This is a genomic window from Escherichia sp. WS1118 (assembly GCF_046487695.1).
In the GTDB taxonomy this organism is placed as follows: domain Bacteria; phylum Pseudomonadota; class Gammaproteobacteria; order Enterobacterales; family Enterobacteriaceae; genus Escherichia; species Escherichia coli.
The window spans coordinates 506,250-530,419 of record NZ_JBJQIZ010000001.1 but is presented as its reverse complement, the minus strand read 5'-3'; the positions used below and the strand labels follow the sequence as shown (position 1 = coordinate 530,419).

20 protein-coding genes and 1 tRNA gene are annotated in these 24,170 nt (G+C 52.2%); 6 read left to right on the top strand and 15 right to left on the bottom strand.

Annotation, left to right across the window (positions count from 1 at the left end; all coding sequences use genetic code 11):
- Positions 1-12: 12 nt before the first annotated feature.
- The 5 genes from ygjJ to ebgR form a co-directional block, all read right to left on the bottom strand.
- Complete coding sequence (gene ygjJ, locus ACJHYO_RS02520) at positions 13-1,083, bottom strand: protein YgjJ (protein ID WP_085455545.1); 1,071 nt, start codon at positions 1,081-1,083, stop codon at positions 13-15.
- 133 nt (positions 1,084-1,216) lie between these two features.
- Positions 1,217-2,650 carry an amino acid permease gene (locus ACJHYO_RS02515; protein WP_001285446.1) on the bottom strand — a complete coding sequence of 478 codons (1,434 nt, stop codon included), beginning with the start codon at positions 2,648-2,650 and terminating at the stop codon, positions 1,217-1,219.
- A 62-nt stretch (positions 2,651-2,712) separates the two neighbouring features.
- The gene (locus ACJHYO_RS02510; RefSeq protein ID WP_001592724.1) at positions 2,713-3,162 is read right to left on the bottom strand and encodes a beta-galactosidase subunit beta; all 450 of its coding nucleotides are present in this window, start codon (positions 3,160-3,162) and stop codon (positions 2,713-2,715) included.
- The gene (ebgA, locus tag ACJHYO_RS02505; RefSeq protein WP_085455544.1) at positions 3,159-6,251 is read right to left on the bottom strand and encodes a beta-galactosidase subunit alpha; all 3,093 of its coding nucleotides are present in this window, start codon (positions 6,249-6,251) and stop codon (positions 3,159-3,161) included. The genes ACJHYO_RS02510 and ebgA overlap by 4 nt, the downstream gene beginning before the upstream one ends.
- 183 nt (positions 6,252-6,434) lie before the next feature.
- The gene (ebgR, locus tag ACJHYO_RS02500; protein WP_000212449.1) at positions 6,435-7,418 is read right to left on the bottom strand and encodes a transcriptional regulator EbgR; all 984 of its coding nucleotides are present in this window, start codon (positions 7,416-7,418) and stop codon (positions 6,435-6,437) included.
- 218 nt (positions 7,419-7,636) lie between these two features.
- Here ebgR and ACJHYO_RS02495 point away from each other — a divergent pair, with 218 nt between their 5' ends.
- The gene (locus ACJHYO_RS02495) at positions 7,637-7,969 is read left to right on the top strand and encodes a tRNA-binding protein (RefSeq protein ID WP_000450588.1); all 333 of its coding nucleotides are present in this window, start codon (positions 7,637-7,639) and stop codon (positions 7,967-7,969) included.
- Between the two features lie 41 nt (positions 7,970-8,010).
- On the opposite strand, the gene ygjG is transcribed toward ACJHYO_RS02495, so the two are convergent.
- Positions 8,011-9,390, bottom strand: coding sequence for a putrescine aminotransferase (ygjG, locus tag ACJHYO_RS02490; RefSeq protein ID WP_085455543.1), 1,380 nt, complete (start codon positions 9,388-9,390; stop codon positions 8,011-8,013).
- A 417-nt stretch (positions 9,391-9,807) separates the two neighbouring features.
- On the opposite strand from ygjG, the gene aer reads away from it, so the two are divergent.
- Positions 9,808-11,328, top strand: coding sequence for an aerotaxis sensor receptor Aer (gene aer / locus ACJHYO_RS02485; protein WP_021555725.1), 1,521 nt, complete (start codon positions 9,808-9,810; stop codon positions 11,326-11,328).
- Between the two features lie 106 nt (positions 11,329-11,434).
- Here the strand turns inward: aer and nfeR are convergent, their stop codons facing one another.
- Positions 11,435-12,058: a DNA-binding transcriptional regulator NfeR gene (gene nfeR, locus ACJHYO_RS02480; protein WP_024705364.1), complete on the bottom strand. Its 624-nt coding sequence runs from the start codon at positions 12,056-12,058 to the stop codon at positions 11,435-11,437.
- Positions 12,059-12,345: 287 nt separating this feature from the next.
- On the opposite strand from nfeR, the gene nfeF reads away from it, so the two are divergent.
- On the top strand, positions 12,346-13,110 hold the full coding sequence (nfeF, locus tag ACJHYO_RS02475; protein ID WP_001066503.1) for an NADPH-dependent ferric chelate reductase NfeF: 765 nt from the start codon (positions 12,346-12,348) through the stop codon (positions 13,108-13,110).
- 53 nt (positions 13,111-13,163) lie between these two features.
- On the opposite strand, the gene ACJHYO_RS02470 is transcribed toward nfeF, so the two are convergent.
- Positions 13,164-13,239 (bottom strand) — tRNA-Ile (locus tag ACJHYO_RS02470).
- A 124-nt stretch (positions 13,240-13,363) separates the two neighbouring features.
- Here ACJHYO_RS02470 and mug point away from each other — a divergent pair.
- Positions 13,364-13,870, top strand: a complete 507-nt coding sequence (gene mug, locus ACJHYO_RS02465) for a G/U mismatch-specific DNA glycosylase (RefSeq protein ID WP_048223286.1) — start codon at positions 13,364-13,366, stop codon at positions 13,868-13,870.
- Between the two features lie 77 nt (positions 13,871-13,947).
- Here mug and rpoD read toward each other — a convergent pair whose 3' ends face one another.
- The 3 genes from rpoD to rpsU form a co-directional block, all read right to left on the bottom strand.
- On the bottom strand, positions 13,948-15,789 hold the full coding sequence (gene rpoD / locus ACJHYO_RS02460; RefSeq protein WP_000437380.1) for an RNA polymerase sigma factor RpoD: 1,842 nt from the start codon (positions 15,787-15,789) through the stop codon (positions 13,948-13,950).
- Between the two features lie 194 nt (positions 15,790-15,983).
- Complete coding sequence (dnaG, locus tag ACJHYO_RS02455) at positions 15,984-17,729, bottom strand: DNA primase (RefSeq protein WP_000918810.1); 1,746 nt, start codon at positions 17,727-17,729, stop codon at positions 15,984-15,986.
- 110 nt (positions 17,730-17,839) lie between these two features.
- Positions 17,840-18,055: a 30S ribosomal protein S21 gene (rpsU, locus tag ACJHYO_RS02450; RefSeq protein WP_001144069.1), complete on the bottom strand. Its 216-nt coding sequence runs from the start codon at positions 18,053-18,055 to the stop codon at positions 17,840-17,842.
- 237 nt (positions 18,056-18,292) lie between these two features.
- On the opposite strand from rpsU, the gene tsaD reads away from it, so the two are divergent.
- Positions 18,293-19,306: a tRNA (adenosine(37)-N6)-threonylcarbamoyltransferase complex transferase subunit TsaD gene (tsaD, locus tag ACJHYO_RS02445; RefSeq protein WP_001264377.1), complete on the top strand. Its 1,014-nt coding sequence runs from the start codon at positions 18,293-18,295 to the stop codon at positions 19,304-19,306.
- Between the two features lie 42 nt (positions 19,307-19,348).
- On the opposite strand, the gene ttdT is transcribed toward tsaD, so the two are convergent.
- From ttdT to ttdA, 3 genes are read right to left on the bottom strand one after another with little or no spacing between them, the layout of a single operon-like run.
- Positions 19,349-20,812: an L-tartrate/succinate antiporter gene (ttdT, locus tag ACJHYO_RS02440; protein ID WP_000804951.1), complete on the bottom strand. Its 1,464-nt coding sequence runs from the start codon at positions 20,810-20,812 to the stop codon at positions 19,349-19,351.
- Positions 20,813-20,859: 47 nt separating this feature from the next.
- A complete protein-coding gene (ttdB, locus tag ACJHYO_RS02435; RefSeq protein ID WP_000722957.1) occupies positions 20,860-21,465 on the bottom strand; it encodes a L(+)-tartrate dehydratase subunit beta in 606 nt (201 codons plus the stop codon).
- Positions 21,462-22,373 carry a L(+)-tartrate dehydratase subunit alpha gene (gene ttdA / locus ACJHYO_RS02430; RefSeq protein WP_000986810.1) on the bottom strand — a complete coding sequence of 304 codons (912 nt, stop codon included), beginning with the start codon at positions 22,371-22,373 and terminating at the stop codon, positions 21,462-21,464. Before ttdA ends, ttdB begins: the two co-directional genes overlap by 4 nt.
- A 206-nt stretch (positions 22,374-22,579) precedes the next feature.
- Between ttdA and ttdR the strand changes: the two genes are divergently transcribed.
- On the top strand, positions 22,580-23,512 hold the full coding sequence (gene ttdR / locus ACJHYO_RS02425) for an L-tartrate utilization transcriptional activator TtdR (protein WP_000935202.1): 933 nt from the start codon (positions 22,580-22,582) through the stop codon (positions 23,510-23,512).
- A 12-nt stretch (positions 23,513-23,524) separates the two neighbouring features.
- On the opposite strand, the gene plsY is transcribed toward ttdR, so the two are convergent.
- Complete coding sequence (gene plsY / locus ACJHYO_RS02420) at positions 23,525-24,142, bottom strand: glycerol-3-phosphate 1-O-acyltransferase PlsY (protein ID WP_001272796.1); 618 nt, start codon at positions 24,140-24,142, stop codon at positions 23,525-23,527.
- Positions 24,143-24,170 lie beyond the last annotated feature (28 nt).

The following is a 24,170-nucleotide window of genomic DNA, read 5'->3' as shown; positions in this document are numbered from 1 at the left end:
TTACTGTCCTTATTACCAGTAAAAATATTGCATCAGGAAGAGTTGGTCGCTGGGATCGTGAGAGGCATTTTTCATGTAGAAGCGGCTATCAAAAGCCGTTGCGAAACGTCCGCCGCCGTATTCGTACCAGATACCAAACTGCATGAAAGAGGTGGTTTCATCGTCAGCGTGGTCAGGGCGATGTTTGGCGTAGGTGTAAGCGGTGGAGAGATAAACGCCCTTTAACGCTTCATACATGGCGCTCACCATCATCCCGCTTTCACTTCCCGATACGTCCAGCCCGTCGGCGCGTCCGGTATGGTGCCAGGCGCGAGCGGCAAAGTTAGGGGTAAGCAGGCCCGTGAGATAGAGTTGGCCTGTGCCGTCGGTGATTTCCAGACCATTCATCCAGGTGATACCTTCTGTAAGGTCATACTGGATGTAACCGTTCATCATTGCCGGATAGGTGTATTTGTCGTCGTAGCGATCGTACTTGCCAAAATGTAGCCAGGCTTTGCTTTCGTCATGATGTCCGGCAGGTGTGGCGGTAACGCTATAACGAAAGTTGCCGCTTAAGTTCTGTACCTTCAGCGCAGTCATAATGTCGCGGGTATTGGGAATGACGTAGCCCAGATCGGGCGTGAAATCGCCCCACCATTGCAGGTCATCCAGCGAGGAATCCTGACGCAGACTGAGCATGATTTCGGTGCCATCATTGGTACGATAACCGCCATAGAAACGGTTAATCCCACCTTCGAAACCACCCCAGCTATGGTCAGGCACCCAGGCATTACCGTCGTGGTCGGCCTGCACGGTCCAGCCTTCGCCGTAAATCAGGCCGAACCAGGAGCCGTACTTCATCTCCAGGCCACCTTCAATATAGGTGCCGTCGCTGTATTTATGTTTATTCTCACCCTCTAAATCCATATATCCACCAACCCCTAATTCGCCGTAAAAACGAAATGAAGGAGAAGATGTCGAGGTCATTGCGGGGGTTTTTGTGTCGTCATGTTCTGCCGGACGTGCTTCATCAGCGGCCGCAGAAAAGGCGTAGCAAAACGGCAGAGCAAGTAATGCTCTGCATGGTGCAGTGATTAATTTCATTGTGTTAATCCATGAGCTAAAGAAAAAGTACAGCCTTTTATCGTTGTAATTATAAAAATATAAAGGTAGAAACTATTTTCCCTCTCCCCATCCAGGAAGAGGGAAAATGCCTGCTCATTTTTTATTATTCTGCTTAATCAACATTGCTGGCTGGCGTCGCTTCAATATGGCGCTCTTCAGCCGTTAATCCCTTTATATATTTACTGTATTTCCACCACGCAAAGCCGAGGAAGATAACAATACCGCCGACGTTATAAAAAATGATGGTCAGAATATTCGCGCCAGTCGGGAATGTCGAAGCGACAAACCCTACGGCAAATATCGCAATCAGCATTGAAACAACGATAATACCGGTGCGGCGGGAGCCCATACGGAAATCGCGTGGCAGGTGATCTAATTTGGCGCGTAAATTCAGGTAAGCCAGCATGATGAATAACGGCGGAAGCATGGACGCTGCGGCAGTCATATTAATAATAGTATTCATCAGATCCTGCACGGTATTGGAACCGAGCATCGGGATAATCATCAGCGGGATGACGATCAGGAACTGGATCCACGCTGCGCGCGCCGGAACGCCGTTTTCGTTCAGTTCGACGGTTTTCTTACCAAAGATGCCTTCCGGGATTTCGGAGAAGAAAATTTTCACCGGCGTTGCCGTCCACATCAGCAGGGAACCGAACATCGCGGTAAAGGACACCAGACCGACAAAGCGATTCATCAACGCTTCCGGTAGACCAAAATACGCCGCCATGCCGTGGAATACCTGCACCGATCCGCCAGTAAATTTCAACTCTTTGCTGCTGACGAAGACGTTAATCAGCACCGAGGAGACGGAATACAGTACGCCGATAAAAATCCCGGCGAGGATGATCACTTTAACGAACGATTTCGAACCGCCTTTGACGTCGTTAACGTACACCGCGACGGACTCCGCGCCACCTGCGGCCATAAAGATCCAGGTGGTCACGCCGAGGAACGCCCAGTTGAAGTTCGGGATCATCGCGTCAACGGTGATCGGATCGGCAGGCTGTACGCCGCCAACCAGTGCCGTACCTGCCAGTAAAATGTAGGATAGCGTTAACAGCAGCATCAGCGTTGAAGTGACGGAGGTGATTGGCCCCAGCATTTTCGCCCCGTTGGTGGAAACCCAGGTGGAGAAGGCGAACAGCACCATACTGATAATGGTGGTGGCAACCGGCGTCATAATATATTCGTAGCCGAGGAAGGCATACGAAGCATAAGCAATAACGCGCGGTAACAGTGAGGTGAAAAAGAACAGGTTTACGAACCAGTAGGTATAGGCAGTAATAAATGCCCAACGTCCGCCCAGCGAACTTTTTACCCACGCGTAGACACCGGCTTCCGAGTTTTTATTTAACGAAACAAATTCTGCGATGATCAGACAGAAGGGAATAAAATAAAAAATTGTTGCGAGGAAAAACATCGGTGCCGAGGCCAGTCCAAGCTCAATATTATTATTGATAACGTTGTTAAAGCTGTAAACGGCGGCAAAAGTCAGCGAGAGCAAGCCGAATTTGCCGATTGTATTACGTTTGGTATCAGACATAACACATCTCCGAAAATGAGTAGGGTAGCGGTGGCGGCAAACTCCTTTTGCCGCCGTAGTTGTTATTTGTTATGGAAATAACCATCTTCGATGGTGACTTTGAGAACCACTTTTTTGACCGCGTTATTGCAGATAAACCGATACGCTTCATGGATATTGCAAATAACGATTTGCCCTTCGTGGACCTCTACGGTTTCTCCGCAGCCTTTTAAATATTCGCGGTCAGTTTCATCACGATAATATTCCACGACCTGTAATGTCTCTTTCGGCGCATATTCAATTTTTTGCTGCCCTTGCAGGTAGTAATGCACTTCAAAATAGCGTCGATGCCCGGTAAATAGCGCATCGGTCGCGGAGTCCGTCTCCACGCGGTAAGTCAATGAGTCACCGATGGAGTGGGCGACGCCAGGCTGAATGTTGTCGATATTTTCAATCGCTTCAACGCAGCGTTGCCACTTCTTGCCAGAGGCGTAAATCTGGCGGAACTGTTCTAAGTTATCGATGATCCTCATTGCTTATTCTCGCTGTGCAAATTCGTGGAAAAGAACCCTGCGCCGAACTCATACGACGCCAGGCTTTGCGCGGTAGCTTCTCCGCCAGAAACCGGCAGCAACGTAAAGCCGTAGCTGAAGTCACGGAACCAGACGCGCCAGGAGTCCAGCACCTCGCTGCCCCAGGAGTTAGAGCCGAGGCCAAGCAACTGGTGGTCGAGATTCAGGGTGATGTCATCACTGCGCTGCAGCTCGTTACAGTGCTGGGCAGCGTGGATGTTTTCCTGGGTATAGTGCCAGGCGCTGAAGTTAATGGGTCGCTGCGGAACCACCAGCAGACCGTTGCCGTGGCGGTTAGTCAGTGCCGTCCAGCGGACATGCTGACGGTTACCGTTGTTCTGCGGGAAGGGATAGTTCTCGAACATGGCATCGACGGTGCTGCGCCAGATATCGATGATGTTAGCCTGCTGGCTGTCGGCGTAGTTTTCGCCCGGTCCACGTCCGTAATATGCTACCTGGTCGTATTCGCCGTTAATCCCCATGGTGAAACCGATGCACGGAATGATGTGCGGATAGTCGCCGTAACGTTCGCCGGAAAGCGCCACATTAACCTGACCATCGGCAGCGATGCGCCAGATGTAGGTACAACGCATCCCGAAGTCAAACACCGGTGGGGCAATAACCGTGCGGCTGACTAGCAACACTTCATCATCACTTTGCTCAACGACAAAATCGCGCAGATGCTCCTGCATGATCTGCAAATGATTTGGCTGCCACAGCCCTTCGTACTCCTGCTTATGGTTGTCGATCATCGGCTTGAAGAAGTTGATCTTTGGCTCGCGGGTCAGCAGCGACTCGCCATTCACTTGCCAGGATGTCGGTTTACCACTCGTTTTTGAGAAGGTGATCGCAAAGTTGTAGCCGCGAACAGTACAGCTCAAACGATCGTCTTCCAGCGTCAGCGGACGGGCGTTATTCGGTGCGAAAGGTACAGGCTGCGCGGTGTTTTCCTTCAGCGGGAACTGATAAGTGGCGATAGAATGCCCGGCTTCGCTGTAGCGGGTGCGGGAATCTTTGGTCACCGTAATGTTGAGGAACGCTTCGCGGGCGTCCAGCTGCGGCAGCGTGATCTGTAAGGGGGCTTCGCTGTTCGGCGCAACGTCGCGCAGTTTAATCTGTTGCGTCGCGAGCGTTTCACCTTCGGCGCGCACCTCTGCGTGCAGGGTGTAGTCATCTAGCGTGGTAAACCACAGTTTATTTTCGACTTTCAACTCGCCGCGAGTCAGATCCAGCGCGTGGATTTTTACCGGCGCGATAACCTGTTTGTACTCTTTCAGGCCCGGTCCCGGCGTCTGATCGGAATAGATCAAACCATCAAGACAGAAGTTATAGTTGTTGGGATAGTCGCCGTAGTCGCCGCCGAATTTATACCAGACATTGCCGTTGTCATCCTGCGCCTGGATCCCGTGGTCGCACCATTCCCAGACATAATGTCCCTGAATGCAATCGTGCTTATAGAAGACGTTCTGGTACTCCGTCAGCCCGCCCGGTCCGTTCCCCATCGCATGAGCATATTCACAGATGATGCGCGGCTTCGGATGCGGGTATTCACCAAACTCATTCATCAGCGGCACGCGGGTGTACATGGTGGAAATAATATCGACCACTTCAGCATCGCGATCTTCTTCGTAATGCACCAGTCGCGTGTCATCCAGCGCCTTCGCCGCATGGTACATCGCGCGGATGTTACAGCCATAGCCGGATTCATTGCCCAGCGACCAGATGATGATCGACGGATGGTTTTTCTGCGCGTGAATATGGCGAACAATGCGCTCGACGTAGACTTTTTCCCACTGCGGATCGTCGGTAATACGGCTGATATCGCCGACATTAGCAAAGCCGTGCGATTCGACGTCGGTTTCCGCCATCACAAACAGGCCGTAGATATCGCACAGTTCGTAAAAACGTGGATCGTTCGGGTAGTGAGCGGTACGCACGGAGTTGATGTTGTGCTGCTTCATCAACTGGAGATCTTTCTCGACGCGATCCATCCCAACGGCGCGGCCTTTGCGATGATCGTTGTCGTGGCGGTTGACGCCATGCAGCATCACATAACGGTTATTGATCCAGAACAGACCGTCGCGCACTTTGATATCACGGAAGCCAACGCGTTGTGGCACCACTTCCAGAACGTTGCCGTCGGCGTCTTTCAGCGTCATGACCAGATGGTAAAGATAAGGGGATTCTGCTGACCATTGCTGCGGCTGTTCGACAGTAAAAGCAAAACTGGCGCTGGTCAGTTTTTCAATTGCCAAATGATCAATGGCGCTGCTGTGCACCACGTGTTCGCCATCAAACAGGGTATATTCCAGCGTCGTGACGACAGGGGAGGCGGCGAGATTTTCCAGCACCACTTCGCAGGAAAGTGTGGCATCGCAATAGGCTTCGTCAAAGTCGGTACGAACGGTGAAATCGTTAATATGCGTGAGTTGTTTTCCGATCAGATAAACATCGCGGAAAATCCCCGCCGACCACCACATATCCTGGTCTTCCACGTAGGTAGAGTCCGCCCATTGCATCACGCGCACACACAACAGGTTGTCGCCGGTTTTAACCATCGCGCTGATGTCAAACTCTGCGGTCAGGCGACTGCCCTTGCTGAACCCCACATACTGACCGTTAACGTAGACTTCAAAATAGGTTTCGACGCCGTCAAATTTAATCAGCGTCTGTTTACCCTGCCAGCCGTCGCTGAGGGTGAAAATACGTTGATAGGCACCGGTTGGGTTATCGCTGGGGACAAACGGCACATCGATGGGGAACGGAAAACCTTCGTCGGTATATTGCAGTTTGCCGTGACCTTCCATTTGCCACATGGCGGGGACGGTAATATGCCCCCAGTCAGCCATTAACTCAGAGGTGAAGGTTTCTGGCACTTGCAGCGGATGGTCAAAAAAGTGGAAATTCCACTGACCGCTTAAGGGCAGAAACAGGCTGCTGGTTTCACGGGCAAAAGTACGCGCCTGCGCAACAGAATCATATGAAAAAAAGTACGCACGCGGCGCAAGTCGGTTTTCGTGGGTGAGCTGAATGTTTTCCCAGCGATTCATAGGGCCTCCCGGTAGAGAGAAATCGGAACCATTCATGGTGATGGTAGTTTGTGTAATTGCTGGGGAGTTTAGTAAAAATTTTACTAAAAAGTAGCGGATAAATGCATTTACTTTAACTGGATCACGAAAATAAACGGCAGCACTGTCCGGCAAAAACGATTGCCGGACAGCGTGCAAGGGGATTTAACGGGTCGTGCCGCGCAGTTTTAATTTGCTGGGAACGAAGACCAACAGCGGCAGCGCGCGACCATCGCGGGCTTTTTCATACACCAGGTTAACGCCCTGACTTCCCATCATCTCGGAATGGATGCGCACGGTGGAGAGCGGCGGAAAGGTAAATCGCGCGGTGGGGATATCGTTAACGCTGATAAGCGAAATATCCTGTGGGATGTTCAGGCCACGTTCATGAATTGCCCGCAGTACGCCGATAGCAATGGAATCGGAAGCAACAAACAGTGCCTTCGGATAGTCTTCCTGCGCCAGCATCTGTTTTGCCAGTTCATAGCCCGACGAACTGGAAAAACCGCCGCGCCAGATATCCTCTTCGCGTACCACGTGTTTCAGACGACCATATTCCGCAAAGGCGACCTCACGAATATCCGCCTTGCCAGGCAAGTCTTCACCGCCAATAAAACCAATACGATTAACGCCCTGATTGATATAGAAATCGATGATTTCTTTACTGATACGTGCCAGATCGATATCCACCGCATCGTAACCGCTGCCGGGTTCGTGAAAGTCGATAAAACAGATATTGTCGGTCAACGCACAGGCGGCGGCGCGCAGGGCGGACGTGGGTTTGCCGACAATTAAAATACCGGTGACGTTTTTAATGTCTGGTAAGCCGTTGTGTTCATAACAGTTGGTCAGTTCGATCGCCAGCTTTTCGCACTGAGTTTCAATGCCGTGGCGGATCGCCAGATAGTAAGGATCGTTGATCTCCAGCTCCTGTTGGTAGCTGTAGATAGCCAGAATATGGTGTTGGTTGACTGCGCCTGTCTGGAGTTTACGGGCGCTACTGGTCTTGTACTCCAGCTTTTCGGCGATCTCGAGAATGCGATGTTTCGTCTCTTCTTTCACATTCAATGTCGGATCGTCATTCAAGACCCTGGATACTGTCGCCAGGGATACGCCAGCTTCGATTGCGATGTCTTTTAGTGTTGCCATGTTTACCTTTTTTACTTTCCCTGATGTGCGCCCCCATTGTAGAGGAAGTGCTTATCGGGTCACCTGTTTTCAGTAAATAAAGCGCGTTTCTTTGACGCTGTAACGGTAACACAGCGGCTCACGAATGTGATCACGCCTGCATTCTCCATTTTTAGCCTACAGGATTGAGAAAAACTTTTGCTATAGTTTAGTAAAATTTTACTCGAAGGGAGGAAACAATGGAAACCGTGGCTTACGCTGATTTTGCACGTCTGGAAATGCGCGTCGGAAAGATTGTGGAAGTGAAACGCCATGAAAACGCCGACAAGCTGTACATCGTACAGGTTGATGTGGGGGAAAAAACGCTGCAAACCGTGACCAGCCTGGTGCCGTACTACAGCGAAGAAGAGCTGATGGGAAAAACAGTGGTGGTCTTATGCAATTTGCAAAAAGCGAAAATGCGCGGTGAAACGTCGGAATGCATGCTGTTGTGTGCGGAAACCGATGACGGCAGTGAAAGCGTGCTGTTAACGCCGGAGCGGATGATGCCTGCGGGCGTACGTATCGTATAAAAAGATCGGATGGCGACGTCGTATCGCCATCCGATTTGATATTACGCTTCTTCGACACTGACTCGCATGGCCGCCAGCGCCTTACGCGCCGCTTTGATCACCAGTTCACACTGTTCAATGGTCAGTGTCAGTGGCGGTTCAATGCGGATCGTTTTAGCGTTGTTGAGTGTTCCGGCCACCAGTACGCGCTGGCGGAACATCTCGCTGGCAAAGTTATAGCCGATTTCGTTATCAACAAACTCAATCGCCATCAACATCCCTTTACCACGCGCTTCCTGTACCAGATCGGGATATTCCCGCGCCAGTTGACGGAAACCGTCCAGCAACATATCGCCTTTTTGTTTAGCCTGAGCCGGTAAGTTCTGCTCCAGCAACACATTGATGGTCGCCAGCGCCGCCGCACAGGCCAGCGGGTTGCCGCCAAAGGTGGTAGTGTGCAGGAACGGATTGTCGAACAGGACTGAGAACACCTCTTCAGTGGCGATGGTTGCGCCAATCGGCATCACGCCGCCGCCGAGCGCTTTTGCCAGACAAAGGATATCCGGCTGTACGTTCTCATGCTCGCAGGCGAACATCTTGCCCGTGCGCCCCATGCCCGTTTGTACTTCATCGAGGATCATCAGTGCGCCGAACTCATCGCACAGCTTACGCACGGCGGTGAGATAGCCTGGCGGCGGCAGAATTACGCCACCTTCGCCCTGAATCGGTTCGAGGATCACCGCAGCAACATCATCACCGGTTTTTTTGCACTCGTTAAGAGCCGTGCGCATGGCTTCGATATTACCAAACGGTACATGACGAAACCCTGGCAGCAGTGGCATAAAAGGTTTGCGGAAGGTCGATTTCGCCGTGGCCGACAGCGCGCCAAGTGATTTACCGTGGAACGCGCCGCTGGTGGCAATAAAAGTAAACTTGCCGCGCGGTGACTGATAAGCCTTCGCCAGCTTCAGCGCCGCTTCAACGGATTCGGTGCCGCTATTACAGAAGAAGCTGTATTTCAGTTTACCGGGCGTTAGCGCCGCAAGGGTTTTCGCCAGCATCGCCCGTAACGGATCAAGCAGCTCCTGGCTGTGAAGCGGTTGTTTCGCAAGTTGATTCTGTATGGCGGAAACCACAACTGGATTACGGTGCCCCACGTTGAAAATTCCAAAACCTCCCAGGCAGTCGATAAACTCCTGTCCCTGGGTGTCGACAAGCGTATTTAAACCTCCCGCTTGCCACTCTACGGCTCCGTAATCCCCGCCGGCGGTAACAGATTTGCGATACTCTAAAAACCCCGGATTGACATGCTCTTTGAAGTATTCAATCACCTCCCGGTTAAGTGCTTTCATCTCCTCATGATCCAACGTTCGCTTTTCAATGAGATTCAGGGCGTGGGCGCTGCACGCTAAAGCTGATGCGCTCGAAGGTAACCTGTTCAAAATATGCTCCGGAGGCTCGCGTATCACATGATACCGATTTAAGTATTGCAGGGATTGCGCCACTCTGGCTGCGATCGCGAAAATCGGGATAAACACAAATGTGGTTATCATTTGCGCAATATTTAATGCTATTTGCTAACATTTGCTGTTATTTTGCACGGTTTTTGTCGGGTATGGATTTGATGATTGCTGCGCAAATGCACGCTTTCAGGGCAATAATTGCCTGATTTTTGGGCAAGATAATTAACGTTTTCGTATAGTAACAGAGTGAAAGTATTTTAAATCAAGGAATTAGATTTGTGCTTTAATCGCAAATTGCGATCTAAATCAAATTAATTGGTTAAAGATAACCACAGCGGGGCCGACATAAACTCTGACAAGAAGTTAACAACCATATAACCTGCACAGGACGCGAACATGTCTTCTCATCCGTATGTCACCCAGCAAAATACCCCGCTGGCGGACGACACCACTCTGATGTCCACTACCGATCTGCAAAGCTATATCACTCATGCTAATGACACTTTTGTGCAGGTGAGCGGCTATACCTTGCAGGAGTTACAGGGGCAACCGCACAACATGGTGCGTCACCCGGATATGCCAAAAGCGGCGTTTGCGGATATGTGGTTCACCCTGAAAAAAGGGGAGCCCTGGAGTGGCATCGTGAAAAATCGCCGCAAAAATGGCGACCATTATTGGGTGCGGGCCAATGCGGTACCGATGGTGCGCGAGGGAAAAATCAGTGGCTATATGTCGATTCGTACCCGGGCTACGGATGAAGAGATCGCGGCGGTGGAGCCGCTGTACAAAGCGCTGAATGCCGGACGTACCGGTAAGCGTATTCATAAAGGCCTGGTGGTGCGTAAAGGCTGGCTGGGTAAACTGCCTTCATTACCGCTTCGCTGGCGGGTGCGTGGCGTGATGACCCTGATGTTTATCGTGCTGGCGGCCATGCTCTGGTTTGTCGCTGCCCCGGTGGTGACGTATTTCCTCTGTGCGTTAGTGATGTTGTTGGGAAATGCCTGTTTTGAATGGCAAATTGTACGTCCGATAGAAAATGTCGCCAGCCAGGCACTGAAAGTGGCGACCGGAGAACGTAATAGTGTTGAGCATCTGAAGCGCAGCGATGAGCTGGGGCTGACATTACGCGCGGTAGGGCAGCTTGGCCTGATGTGCCGTTGGCTAATTAATGATGTCTCAAGCCAGGTGTCCAGTGTCAGAAACGGCAGTGAGACGCTGGCGAAAGGCACCGATGAACTGAACGAACATACCCAGCAGACAGTTGATAACGTTCAGCAAACGGTGGCGACCATGAACCAAATGGCGGCGTCGGTGAAACAGAACTCTGCCACGGCGTCGGCTGCCGATAAACTTTCTATCACCGCCAGTAATGCGGCAGTGCAGGGCGGGGAGGCGATGACTACGGTGATCAAGACAATGGACGATATTGCCGACAGTACCCAGCGCATTGGCACCATTACTTCGCTGATTAACGATATTGCGTTTCAGACCAATATTCTGGCCCTGAATGCGGCGGTGGAAGCGGCGCGTGCCGGCGAACAGGGCAAAGGTTTTGCAGTGGTGGCGGGGGAAGTGCGTCATTTAGCCAGCCGCAGCGCCAATGCTGCCAACGATATTCGCAAGCTGATTGATGCCAGTGCTGATAAGGTGCAATCTGGTTCGCAGCAGGTACACGCCGCCGGACGGACGATGGAAGATATTGTGGCGCAGGTAAAAAACGTCACCCAGTTGATAGCTCAGATTAGCCATTCAACGCTGGAACAGGCCGATGGGCTTTCCAGCCTGACCCGTGCAGTGGATGAGCTTAACCTGATCACCCAGAAAAACGCCGAGTTAGTGGAAGAGAGTGCGCAGGCGTCGGCGATGGTGAAACACCGCGCCAGCCGACTGGAAGACGCGGTGACGGTGCTGCATTAATCGGTATACCGGATCCGGCGGTTGGAGCACAATGCCTGATGCGATGCTGGCGCATCTTATCAGGCCTACGGGGTGTGTAGGATACGCCGCATCCGGCAATCGGTGATTAATCCAGTTGCGTAATATCAAAAGCGGCGCGGTCGATCACCGCAATGATCTTTTTTATTTGTGCATCAGTGATATCGCTCTGGTTGACGCGTAAATCCAGCACCGCTTTAAAATTATCCAGCGCCCGCTTCATTTGCGGGTTCTGGCGCAGCGCAGCGCCAACGCAACGCGCTTTGATGCGTTCTTCAATCATCTCTACCTGTGCGCGGTTTTCTTCCAGCCACTGCGCGCCTTGTTCGGTTAGCGCAATCTGCTTCTTACCACCTTCCTCTTCGCGAATGGTAATCAGCGACTGCTCCTGCAGAAAATCCAGCGTTGGGTAGATGACGCCCGGGCTTGGGGTGTAATTCCCCTGGGTCAGATTTTCAATCGCTTTAATCAACTCGTAACCGTGGCTGTCATCGCGCGAGAGAATATCCAGAATCACCAGACGCAATTCACCGTGACCAAAGAAACGTTGTCGACGACCGCCGCCGCGACCGTGGCGACCACCGCAGCATTGACCGTGTTCATGCTGGTGACCGTGTCCGCAGTGCTCGTGTTCTGACTTCTCACCTTTGCAGCAGCCCTCATGGCGTGGCTGGCCTTCATGTTTACAACACCCTTCGTGATGATGGCTCATATCAGCCTCCTTTTGCTTAATTAGATATATCTAATTTATATCTGATATAAGCATTACTGCAAGTACAAAAATGATTTTTAAACGCAGGTTTACTCAACATGTAGGCCGGATATGGCGTTCACGCCGCATCCGGCATTGAGCAATGATGCTTGATAAGAGGTTGCGCGTCTTATCAGACTACAGATATATCAGTGCTACAAATCACTTGCATTTATCATGATTAACAATCATTATCATTTGTGGAATTTATTTAGATATATCTGATTACCATCACGAAGGCGATAACAATGAATAACACCCCCCGCTACCCACAGCGCGTTCGCAATGATCTGCGCTTCCGTGAACTGACTGTGCTACGCGTTGAGCGCATCAGCGCCGGTTTTCAGCGCATTGTCCTCGGCGGCGAGGCGCTGGACGGTTTTACGTCGCGCGGCTTTGACGATCACAGCAAGCTCTTCTTTCCTCAACCAGGCACTCACTTTGTGCCGCCAACGGTAACGGAAGAGGGCATCGTCTGGCCGGAAGGACCACGCCCACCGTCGCGTGACTATACGCCGCTGTATGACGAACTACGCCATGAACTGGCGATCGATTTCTTTATTCACGACGGTGGGGTCGCCAGCGGCTGGGCGATGCAGGCGAAACCGGGCGATAAACTTACGGTGGCAGGTCCGCGCGGTTCGCTGGTGGTGCCAGAGGATTACGCGTATCAGCTGTATGTCTGCGATGAATCCGGAATGCCCGCACTGCGCCGCCGCCTGGAAACGTTGAGCAAACTTGCCGTTAAACCGCAAGTTAGTGCGCTGGTTAGCGTGCGGGATAACGCCTGTCAGGATTATCTCGCGCACCTTGATGGTTTTAATATCGAATGGCTGGCACATGATGAGCAGGCGGTAGATGCGCGTCTGGCGCAGATGCAAATCCCTGCCGATGATTACTTCATCTGGATAACCGGCGAAGGCAAAGTCGTTAAGAATTTAAGCCGTCGCTTTGAAGCGGAACAGTATGACCCACAGCGGGTACGCGCGGCGGCTTACTGGCACGCAAAGTAACTGATATATAAAAAGAAAAAGGCTGACGATTTCTCGTCAGCCTTTGCTATGTCTGGTGGCCCCTGCTGGACTTGAACCAGCGACCAAGCGATTATGAGTCGCCTGCTCTAACCACTGAGCTAAGGGGCCATGGTAGCGGATTATAAAGTAACTCCGTGTCGCAATCCAGCCATTACCGCGCGCCTGCTGTTTTTATAAACAATGTATTTTCAATCCGTTATACTTTTCCTGGTGATGTTAGAAAGGAGTAAATATGGTTGAGGATATTTTGGCTCTAGGGTTACGGGTCGTGTTTTGCGGTATCAACCCTGGTCTTTCATCCGCCGGAACGGGTTTTCCCTTTGCTCATCCGGCAAACCGCTTCTGGAAGGTGATATATCAGGCCGGGTTTACCGACCGTCAGTTGAAGCCGCAGGAGGCACAGCATCTGCTGGATTATCGTTGTGGCGTCACCAAACTGGTAGACCGTCCAACGGTGCAAGCCAATGAAGTGTCAAAGCAGGAGCTGCACGCAGGCGGGCGTAAGCTAATTGAAAAAATAGAAGATTATCAGCCGCAGGCGTTGGCGATTCTGGGCAAACAAGCATATGAACAGGGATTCAGCCAGCGCGGTGCACAGTGGGGGAAACAAACGCTCACCATTGGTTCGACGCAGATTTGGGTCCTGCCAAATCCCAGCGGTTTAAGTCGCGTTTCACTGGAGAAACTGGTTGAAGCGTATCGCGAGCTGGACCAGGCGCTGGTGGTGCGTGGGCGATAAAAACGCCACCGAAAAGGTGGCGTTTGTGCGGAGGGACTAGTGCCGGGTGCGGCGTAACACCTGATCCGGCCTACCGATTAATCGTCCAGGAAGCTACGCAGCACTTCAGAACGGCTCGGGTGACGCAGTTTGCGCAGCGCCTTCGCTTCGATCTGACGGATACGTTCGCGGGTAACGTCGAACTGTTTACCCACTTCTTCCAGCGTGTGGTCGGTGTTCATATCGATACCGAAACGCATACGCAGAACTTTCGCTTCACGCGCGGTCAGGCCAGCCAGCACGTCGTGCGTTGCCGCACGCAGGCTTTCGGTGGTCGCAGAATCCAGCGGCAGCTCGAGGGTGGTATCCTCGATGAAATCCCCCAGATGCGAATCTTCATCATCACCGATCGGCGTTTCCATGGAGATTGGCTCTTTGGCGATCTTCAGCACTTTGCGGATCTTGTCTTCCGGCATCAGCATGCGTTCAGCCAGTTCTTCCGGCGTTGGTTCACGGCCCATCTCTTGCAGCATCTGGCGAGAAATACGGTTGAGCTTGTTGATAGTCTCAATCATATGCACCGGAATACGGATGGTGCGCGCCTGATCCGCGATAGAACGGGTGATCGCCTGACGGATCCACCAGGTTGCGTAGGTGGAGAACTTGTAACCACGGCGGTATTCGAATTTATCAACCGCTTTCATCAGACCGATGTTACCTTCCTGAATCAGGTCAAGGAACTGCAAGCCACGGTTGGTGTATTTCTTAGCGATAGAAATAACCAGACGCAAGTTCGCTTCAACCATCTCTTTCTTCGCACGGCGGGCTTTCGCTTCACCGATGGACATACGACGGTTGATATCTTTAACCTGCTCGATGGTCAGGCCGGTTTCTTCTTCAATCTGCTGCAGTTTCTGCAGGGCGCGATGCACTTCTTCAGAGACATCGTGCAGTTTTTCCGACCACGGCTTGTTCATCGCAATTGCCGCGTTGAACCAGGTATCGCTGGTTTCGTTGCCGGTAAACAGGGTAATGAAGTTTTTCTTCGGCATTTTGCACTGCTCAACGCAGAGCTTCATGATCAGACGTTCTTGCGTACGAACGCGGTCCATCATGACGCGCATGCTGTTGACCAGGTAGTCAAACTGCTTCGGCACCAGGCGGAACTGTTTGAATACTTCAGACAGTTTCAGGATCTCTTCCTGAGCGGCAGCGTGACTGCGGCCTTTCGCTTTGATGGTGTCACGCGTTACAATGTACTGAGCGCGCAGTTCCGCAAATTTTTCGCGAGCCAGTTCCGGGTCGATGCTGTTGTCATCATCGGCGGTATCGTCGTCACCATCTTCTTCGTCTTCATCTTCGTCATCGTCCAGATCTTCCTGGGAAAGCTCAGAACCGACGTGAGTGGCGGTAGGTGCCAAATCTTCTTCTGCGTTCGGGTCAACAAAGCCGGTGATCAGATCGGACAGACGCGCTTCTTCTGCTTCAACACGATCGTACTGTTCCAGCAGATAGGTGATCGCTTCCGGATATTCAGCAACGGAGCATTGAACCTGGTTGATCCCGTCTTCAATACGCTTAGCGATGTCAATTTCGCCTTCGCGGGTCAACAGTTCAACGGTGCCCATTTCACGCATGTACATGCGTACCGGGTCAGTCGTGCGCCCGATTTCAGATTCCACGCTGGAAAGCACCTGCGCGGCGGCTTCGGCAGCATCTTCGTCCGCGGTGTTTTCAGCCAGCATCAGATCATCGGCATCCGGTGCTTCTTCCATCACCTGAATGCCCATGTCGTTGATCATTTGGATGATGTCTTCGATCTGATCTGAATCGACGATATCTTCCGGCAGATGGTCATTGACCTCGGCATAGGTCAGATAGCCTTGCTCCTTACCACGGGTGACAAGAAGTTTCAGCTGTGACTGCGGGTTTTGCTCCATAAGACGGTATCCACACTTATTTCATGAGGTTGGTGTTGGGCGATTGACCCGATGTCCTTCAGCTGTTAACGCTGAAATCCAACGGTTGTTTACCGCCAACGATAATTACGAGGGCGTACTTATATATTTGCCGCTGCCTCTCAGTGCGGCTGTCGGGGGCTTCCCGATCGCTCTTCGGCACTTAAGCCGTTAAATCACTTTTTCGCCAGCTCCTGGTTTAATGTCCAGAGCTCCAGGCGTTCTTCGTTGCTTAAACCATGCGTGCGCTCACGAGCGATTAACTCTTCCTGGCGCAGTTCAAGCAGCGAATCAAACATATGGTTGAGTGAGTCGGTGAAGGTTTGCTCAGCAATATTCTTATCTGCTATATCGTCCCACATCGACAGTTTTTCAAGGGTGGCAGCATTATTTGTACCACGATAGTGCTCTAAAAGTTGCCCGGTGGTCAGACCTGGCTGGGAGAGACAAGTGTTGACCAGTTCTCTGAATAAGCCAAGCCCAGGGAGCTTATTTTCATCCAGATTCTCAAGCGGCGGGACCAACGTCGCTAATTCTGGATTTTGCACCAGCAACCCTATAAGTATACGCATGGTCGTGCGTTTTAGCTGCGGAACAGGGCGAGAAACGCCGCTCTCTGCCGCTTTTGGCATTAATCGTTCAAGCTGGCTGTCATCAAGTATGCCTAATTTGTTGCCTAATTCCTGACGTAGATATATTCGCAGCGTTTCGCCCGGCACTTGCGATATCAGTGGCAGTGCCAGCGTACTCAAACGTGCGCGCCCGTCAGGGGTACTCAGATCAACTTGCGGCATCAGACTGTTAAACAGAAATGCGGAGAGTGGCATCGCCTGCTCCATCCGCGCTTCAAACGCTTCTTTACCTTCTTTTCGTACCAGCGTGTCAGGATCTTCGCCATCAGGCAAAAACATAAAGCGTAGCTGACGACCGTCTGTCATGTAAGGCAGCGCCGTTTCCAGCGCTCGCCAGGCGGCATCGCGGCCTGCACGGTCGCCGTCATAACAGCAAATGACATTGTTGGTCGCGCGGAACAACAGTTGTATGTGATCGGCGGTGGTTGACGTACCTAACGACGCAACGGCGTAATTAATGCCGTATTGCGCCAGCGCCACCACGTCCATATAGCCTTCGACCACAAGCAGACGATTGGGTTCAGCGTTATCCTGCTGCGCTTCATAAAGACCGTAAAGCTGGCGGCCTTTATGGAAAATGTCCGTTTCCGGCGAGTTCAGGTATTTGGGAGTATCGTTGCCCAGCACGCGCCCGCCAAAACCAATCACCCGACCGCGTTTATCGCGAATGGGGAACATCACCCGCTCGCGGAAACGATCGTAACTGCGCCCCTGATCGTTAGTGACCAACATGCCCGCATCAATCAATGACTGGCGATTTTCTGGATTGCCGCCAAACCGCTTCAGGACGTTGTCCCAGCCGGGGGGCGCAAAACCAATCGCAAAGCGAGCGATAACCTCGTGGCTTAATCCGCGTTTTTCCAGATACTGGCGCGCAGACATGGCAACAGGTTGTTGTAAAGATTGTTGGTAAAACGTATTCAGACCGTCCATCAACTGATAAAGCGTTTGCCTCTGATGGCGCTCGATCTGGCTGGGGCCGCTGCCTGCTTCAAATGGCACTTCAAGATTGTGCATTGCTGCCAGCTCTTCGACCGTTTCTACGAACTCGAGCTTGTCGTAGTTCATCAGGAAGTCGATCGCGTTGCCGTGCGCGCCACATCCAAAGCAGTGGTAAAACTGTTTCTCACCGTTAACGGTGAATGACGGGGTTTTCTCGTTGTGGAATGGACAACACGCGTGGAAATTCTTGCCCTGCTTTTTCAGCTTCACACGGGCATCGATCAGATCGACGATGTCAGTGCGTGCCAGCAGATCATTAATGAATACGCGTGGGATTCGTCCAGCCATAGGCCCCGATTTTTAGCAATTCATAAACGAAAATAAGCCGCGCATTCCTTTCGGAAGCACGGCCTTACAACTACAACTCGGTCTGATCGGAGAGCAACGCTCTCGGGGAATTAGTACAGACGAGTGCGGCGTGCGTTTTCGCGAGCCAGTTTCTTCGCGTGACGTTTCACTGCAGAAGCTTTAGCGCGCTTACGTTCGGTAGTCGGTTTTTCATAGAACTCACGACGACGAACTTCCGCCAGAACACCTGCTTTTTCGCAGGAACGCTTGAAGCGACGCAGAGCTACGTCGAACGGCTCGTTTTCACGTACTTTAATTACCGGCATGTGCCTCTCACCTTTGATTAATTCGGTTTGCCGCTGGCATCAACGCCAGCTTATTTCAAAATGGTGCGGAATTTTACTGCAATTGCTGCTGCTTTGTAAAGCACCGCGGCCTTTTTTGAAAGGGACTTTTATAAGGGTGAGGAGTATACACGAGGCTTTCTCCAGGGGCGAACAAAGTTTTACATCAACCCGCATTGGTCCTACACTGCGCGGTAATAAAGCGAGGTAAAACAAGTCATGCGTGTACTGGGTATTGAAACTTCCTGCGATGAAACCGGCATCGCCATTTACGACGATGAAAAAGGTTTGTTAGCCAACCAATTGTATAGTCAGGTGAAATTGCACGCTGACTACGGCGGTGTCGTGCCTGAACTGGCCTCCCGCGATCACGTGCGTAAAACCGTACCGTTGATCCAGGAGGCGCTAAAGGAGTCTGGTTTAACGGCAAAAGACATTGATGCTGTGGCCTATACCGCAGGCCCAGGATTAGTCGGCGCACTGCTGGTTGGCGCGACCGTGGGGCGTTCTCTGGCGTTTGCCTGGGACGTTCCGGCAATCCCGGTACATCATATGGAAGGACATCTGTTAGCGCCGATGCTGGAAGATAACCCACCGGAATTTCCGTTTGTCGCGCTGCTGGTTTCCGGCGGTCATACGCAGTTAATCAGCGTGACTGGCATTGGTCAGTACGAGCTGCTCGGAGAGTCTATCGATGATGCGGCTGGTGAAGCGTTTGATAAAACCGCGAAGCTGCTGGGGCTGGATTATCCTGGCGGGCCATTACTGTCGAAAATGGCGGCTCAGGGTACTGCCGGGCGCTTTGTCTTCCCGCGCCCGATGACCGACCGTCCGGGGCTGGATTTCAGCTTTTCTGGTCTGAAAACCTTCGCGGCAAATACCATACGTGACAACGGCACTGACGATCAGACGCGTGCCGATATCGCCCGCGCCTTTGAAGATGCAGTGGTCGATACGTTGATGATTAAGTGTAAGCGAGCACTGGATCAGACGGGCTTCAAGCGTCTGGTAATGGCGGGCGGCGTGAGTGCTAACCGCACACTGCGGGCGAAACTGGCGGAAATGATGAAAAAGCGTCGTGGCGAAGTGTTCTACGCGCGTCCGGAATTTTGCACTGATAACGGTGCGATGATCGCCTATGCCGGAATGGTGCGGTTTAAAGCAGGCGCGACGGCGGATCTCGGCGTGAGTGTGCGTCCGCGCTGGCCGCTGGCGGAGTTACCGGCTGCGTAAAACTATTAGGTGCCGGAGAGCAACTTCCGGCACCGTCCTCACTTAAAGCAACACCACGGGCATCCACAGTAAGCCGGTAATCACCAGCAATACGAGGAATATCAGCCCAAAAATCGCCCCCAGTCGCCAGTAATCCGCCGTTGGCAGATAACCACTGCCGTAGTAAATCGGACTGGGTCCGGTGGCGTATGGTGTAAGAATGCTCCCCAGACCAATTGCCGCACCAACCATCAGGCAGAACACCGGCAGCGGGATTTCCGGCATCGCCAGCGCGGCGGCAATCATCATCGGTGCGAGAGCGGAGGTATACGCTGTGGCGCTGGCAAAAAAGTAGCGCAGCAGATAAAAGACCACAATCAACGCCACCATCACTATCGTTGGCGAATAACCGCTTAAGCTGCCTGCTAACAGTTTGCCAAACCAGCTAATAAAACCGGTGTTGTTGAGTCCGGTAGCGAGGGTGATAAGCGAGGCCAGCCAGAAGAAAACGTTCCACGCCGCTTTATTACTGACAATGTCGTCCCAACTGATAATGCGCAGAAGCAGCATCAGCGCCACCACGCTGTAACCGACCATCGCGGCATCGATATAATCACCGCCAAAAATCCACAGCACCAGTGCGCCTACCATCAGCCCCAGCATCCGTTTTTCACGCGAACAGAGCGGGCCCATTGCCTGCAGTTCCGTCTCTGCCCAGCGCGGCACCTGATCGCCAGACTTCAGTATCGGCGGGTACAGCACGTAAGCCAGCCAGGGAACCAGCAGAACCAGTAAAATACTGAGCGGCAACATCCCGAGGAACCAGTCGCCCCAGCTCAGCGTGGCGTGAGATGCGCTTTTCATCAGTCCAATTAACAGCAAATTTGGAGCCATCGCCGTCAGGAAAATGGCGCTGGTCACGCAGTCGGCAACAATCCCCATCCACATGATGTACGAGCCAATGCTGCGCGAACTGCTGTCGTTTGGTTGTGATTGATAGAGCGGTGGCAGGTTACGGATGATGGGATAGATAATCCCCGCACCACGCGCCGAGTTGGACGGTGTTACAGGCGCGAGTATCAGCTCGGAGAACATCACTGCATAGCCGAGAAACAGCGTGCGATGCCCCATTTTTTTCACCAGAATCAGCGCGATGCGACGTCCAAGCCCGGTTTTTTCATAGCCCGTACCAAACATAAAGGCGGCGAAAATAAGCCAGATAACTGAATTAGAAAAACCAGAAACCGCCCAGGAGAGGGATTTGGCGGTGAACTTAAAACCTGGCTGGGCGAGCTGCTCCGGGCTAAACAGCAGCCACGGCGAAAGAATGGCGATGATGGATATACCCACCATCGCCACCACGGCACCCGGCACGGGTTCGAGGATCAGTCCAACGATCACGCCAGTAAAAACGGCAAAGTAGAGCCAGGTATGACTCTCCAGCCCTGCGGGAAGCGGAAGTAGAGCAATAATGGCGATGACCGCCAGCGGCGCAAGGTATCGCCACCATTCAGTGGAAGGTTTCATCGTGTTATGCCTGCGAAAAAGGAGAGGGGCGAGCCTCTCCGTGAGGGTTATTTGATGTAGTGGACGTGCTCGCAGATCTCTTCCACGATGGGATCGCGGCGTTCGGCGAACAGCTTTTTGTTTTCGGCTATCAGGTTGTTGCCGTGGGTATCTATAGAGACAATCAGCGGGCCAAACTCTTTGACCCGGCAGACCCACAGCGACTCAGGCATCCCGAGTTCTGTCCAGTGTACCTCTTCAATCTCTTCCACTTGAGTTGCCGCCAGTACCGCACAGCCAGCCGGGAAAATCACATGCAGCGCCTTGAATTTCTGGCAGCCTTCTTCGGTCAGCGGCCCCATTCCGCCTTTGCCGACCACCAGTTTCACGCCGGTCTGCTCGATAAATTCACGTTCAAAACTTTCCATACGCATACTGGTTGTCGGGCCGACGGACACCATCTCCCATTTGTCGCCGTTTTTGCGCACGATGGGGCCAGCGTGGAAAATCGCTTTGCCGTTGAGATCGTAAGGGATCGGACGTTTCAGTTCGATCAATCGGCGGTGACAAACGTCACGGCAGGTCACCAGCGTACCGGTCAGGTAGATCACATCGCCGACGCGAATATCTTGCAGATCTTCAGCTTTGATCGGGGTTGTCAGGATCTTTTTCATAACGCGCTCCGGGTATGAGACAGATTTTCAAAGGTGAGATCGGCATGAACTCGCAGTGTGCCGCGACGATGCGCCCAGCAGCCGGTAGAAACAGCAACGCCGATGGTTGACGGATGGCGAGCGGCAGATTCGATATGTACGCCCATCACTGAACTGTTGCCAGTCAGCCCTTGTGGACCAATCCCCAGACGGTTGAGTCCTTCTTCCAGGCGTACTTCCAGCTCTGCCGCTTTTGGATTGGGATGGCGGCTGCCAATCGGGCGCAAAATGGCTTTACGCGAGAGCACTGCGGCGGTTTCCACCGAGGTAGCGATGCCAACGCCCACCAGTACCGGCGGACAGGCGTTTACGGCGAGGGTGGAGATATTTTCGAAGACGAATTTCACTACGCCTTCGTAGCCTTCTGACGGCATTAACACTTTCGATCGGCCAGGTAGCGTGCAGCCGCCGCCTGCCATGTAAACTTCGATTTCCGCATCGTCACCGTCGGGGACGATATCCCAGGTGACCCACGGTACGCCGCTGCCGGTATTCTTGCCGGTGTTTACTTCGTCAAAAATTTCTACCGCATTGTGACGCAGTGGCGCTTTGACGGTTGCCTCTTCCACGGCTTGTTTGAGTATGCTTTGCAGCTCGCCAAGCAGTGGGAAACGGGAACCGACCTTAACAAAAAACATGATTTCGCCGGTGTCCTGACAGGCAGGACGATTCAGGTCGATCGCTTTTTGCATGTTATCGAACATCGTGTGGTAGATGATTTTTCCCATCGACGATGTTTCGGCATCCTTTAGCTGTTTTAGTTTATCCACCACGTCATCAGGCATTCGGGTAGAAATCATGGCGGTAAAGTTAGCGACAATCTCCGTCAACTTATTCACTGCCTGTTGCTTATTACTTTCGCTCATCATGGCAACTCCAGTTTATGTATTTGTCTGGAAAAATTCACCGCCACAAACTACCACTAAAAATGTGGTTTTATATTTTTTGCCACCGTGAATATGTAATTAACAGTTCGTGAATCAACGCGAAAATAAGAACGAATATTGCGCCAGAGCAGGGAATGGTAATGTTTTGCGAAATACACTGCGTTTATCAAAACTGCGGATATTTAACAATGCTAAATAGCTGGCCTTTAGCCAAAGACTTGCAGGTACTGGTGGAAATCGTCCATAGCGGGAGTTTTAGTGCTGCAGCGGCGACGCTTGGGCAAACGCCTGCATTTGTCACCAAGCGGATCCAAATCCTTGAAAATACGCTGGCAACAACTCTGCTGAACCGCTCCGCTCGCGGCGTGGCGCTGACTGAAAGTGGCCAGCGTTGTTACGAACATGCGCTGGAAATCCTCACCCAATATCAGCGACTGGTCGATGACGTCACGCAAATCAAAACGCGCCCGGAGGGGATGATCCGCATTGGTTGCAGTTTTGGTTTTGGGCGCAGTCATATTGCGCCAGCTATTACCGAACTGATGCGCAATTATCCTGAGTTACAGGTGCATTTTGAATTGTTCGATCGACAAATTGATTTAGTGCAAGATAATATTGATCTGGATATTCGTATTAATGACGCAATTCCTGATTATTATATTGCGCATCTTTTGACAAAAAATAAAAGAATATTATGCGCAGCACCTGAGTATCTGCAAAAATATCCGCAGCCACAATCCTTACAGGAATTAAGTCGTCATGACTGCCTGGTGACCAAAGAGCGCGATATGACCCACGGAATATGGGAGTTGGGGAACGGTCAGGAGAAAAAATCGGTGAAGGTAAGCGGACATCTTTCCTCCAATAGCGGCGAGATTGTGCTGCAATGGGCGCTGGAGGGCAAAGGGATTATGCTGCGTTCCGAGTGGGATGTGTTGCCGTTTCTGGAGAGTGGCAAACTGGTGCGAGTATTGCCGGAGTATGCACAAAGCGCCAATATCTGGGCTGTTTACCGGGAGCCGCTCTATCGCAGCATGAAATTACGTGTCTGTGTGGAATTTCTGGCGGCATGGTGCCAGCAACGGCTGGGCAAGCCCGACGAAGGCTATCAGGTCATGTAGATCCACCAGAAATCACTCGGGATCCTTTTCGCGCTTTCTTTTGAATTTCGTCCAGATTTTTGTCTCCTGACGACGCCACAGACGCTGGATGTTGTCATGATGACGCAGCAGGATCAGGCAAGAGAGCATCGAAACCGGGAAGGTGAATTGTGGCTTAAACCACCAGACATAAAACGGAGCAATCAGTGCACTGACAATCGCTCCCAGCGACGAGTAACCACTCAATAGCACGGTCAGTAACCAGGTTCCCGCCATTACTCCAGTGAGATCCCAGCCAATTGGTGCGATGGCACCAAAAGCGGTAGCAACGCCTTTTCCTCCTTTAAAACCGAAGAAAACGGGCCAGATGTGTCCAAGACAGGCGGCGATGGCAATTAAGCCTAGCCAGAAGGGGCTGACACCTAATTCATACGCGCCCCAGACGGGCAACATTCCTTTCAGAACGTCGAAAATCAGTACTGCTACGGCTGCTCCCTTGCCACCGATACGTAACACATTGGTTGCGCCTGGATTGCCGGAGCCGCTGGTTCGCGGATCGGGCAACCCACACAAGCGGCAAACCAGAATGGCACTGGAAATGGAGCCGCAGAGGTACGCGATGAGGATCATTCCAGGCGCGATTGCACTCATAAGCTGTTCCGTTTTGAAAATTCGTGTT

Bases quoted from the DNA above. Each gene is read 5' to 3' on its own strand.
- ygjJ (WP_085455545.1), bottom strand. From the start codon at position 1,083: ATGAAATTAATCACTGCACCATGCAGAGCATTACTTGCTCTGCCGTTT.
- ACJHYO_RS02515 (WP_001285446.1), bottom strand. From the start codon at position 2,650: ATGTCTGATACCAAACGTAATACAATCGGCAAATTCGGCTTGCTCTCG.
- ACJHYO_RS02510 (WP_001592724.1), bottom strand. From the start codon at position 3,162: ATGAGGATCATCGATAACTTAGAACAGTTCCGCCAGATTTACGCCTCT.
- ebgA (WP_085455544.1), bottom strand. From the start codon at position 6,251: ATGAATCGCTGGGAAAACATTCAGCTCACCCACGAAAACCGACTTGCG.
- ebgR (WP_000212449.1), bottom strand. From the start codon at position 7,418: ATGGCAACACTAAAAGACATCGCAATCGAAGCTGGCGTATCCCTGGCG.
- ACJHYO_RS02495 (WP_000450588.1), top strand. From the start codon at position 7,637: ATGGAAACCGTGGCTTACGCTGATTTTGCACGTCTGGAAATGCGCGTC.
- aer (WP_021555725.1), top strand. From the start codon at position 9,808: ATGTCTTCTCATCCGTATGTCACCCAGCAAAATACCCCGCTGGCGGAC.
- nfeR (WP_024705364.1), bottom strand. From the start codon at position 12,058: ATGAGCCATCATCACGAAGGGTGTTGTAAACATGAAGGCCAGCCACGC.
- nfeF (WP_001066503.1), top strand. From the start codon at position 12,346: ATGAATAACACCCCCCGCTACCCACAGCGCGTTCGCAATGATCTGCGC.
- mug (WP_048223286.1), top strand. From the start codon at position 13,364: ATGGTTGAGGATATTTTGGCTCTAGGGTTACGGGTCGTGTTTTGCGGT.
- rpoD (WP_000437380.1), bottom strand. From the start codon at position 15,789: ATGGAGCAAAACCCGCAGTCACAGCTGAAACTTCTTGTCACCCGTGGT.
- dnaG (WP_000918810.1), bottom strand. From the start codon at position 17,729: ATGGCTGGACGAATCCCACGCGTATTCATTAATGATCTGCTGGCACGC.
- rpsU (WP_001144069.1), bottom strand. From the start codon at position 18,055: ATGCCGGTAATTAAAGTACGTGAAAACGAGCCGTTCGACGTAGCTCTG.
- tsaD (WP_001264377.1), top strand. From the start codon at position 18,293: ATGCGTGTACTGGGTATTGAAACTTCCTGCGATGAAACCGGCATCGCC.
- ttdT (WP_000804951.1), bottom strand. From the start codon at position 20,812: ATGAAACCTTCCACTGAATGGTGGCGATACCTTGCGCCGCTGGCGGTC.
- ttdB (WP_000722957.1), bottom strand. From the start codon at position 21,465: ATGAAAAAGATCCTGACAACCCCGATCAAAGCTGAAGATCTGCAAGAT.
- ttdA (WP_000986810.1), bottom strand. From the start codon at position 22,373: ATGATGAGCGAAAGTAATAAGCAACAGGCAGTGAATAAGTTGACGGAG.
- ttdR (WP_000935202.1), top strand. From the start codon at position 22,580: ATGCTAAATAGCTGGCCTTTAGCCAAAGACTTGCAGGTACTGGTGGAA.
- plsY (WP_001272796.1), bottom strand. From the start codon at position 24,142: ATGAGTGCAATCGCGCCTGGAATGATCCTCATCGCGTACCTCTGCGGC.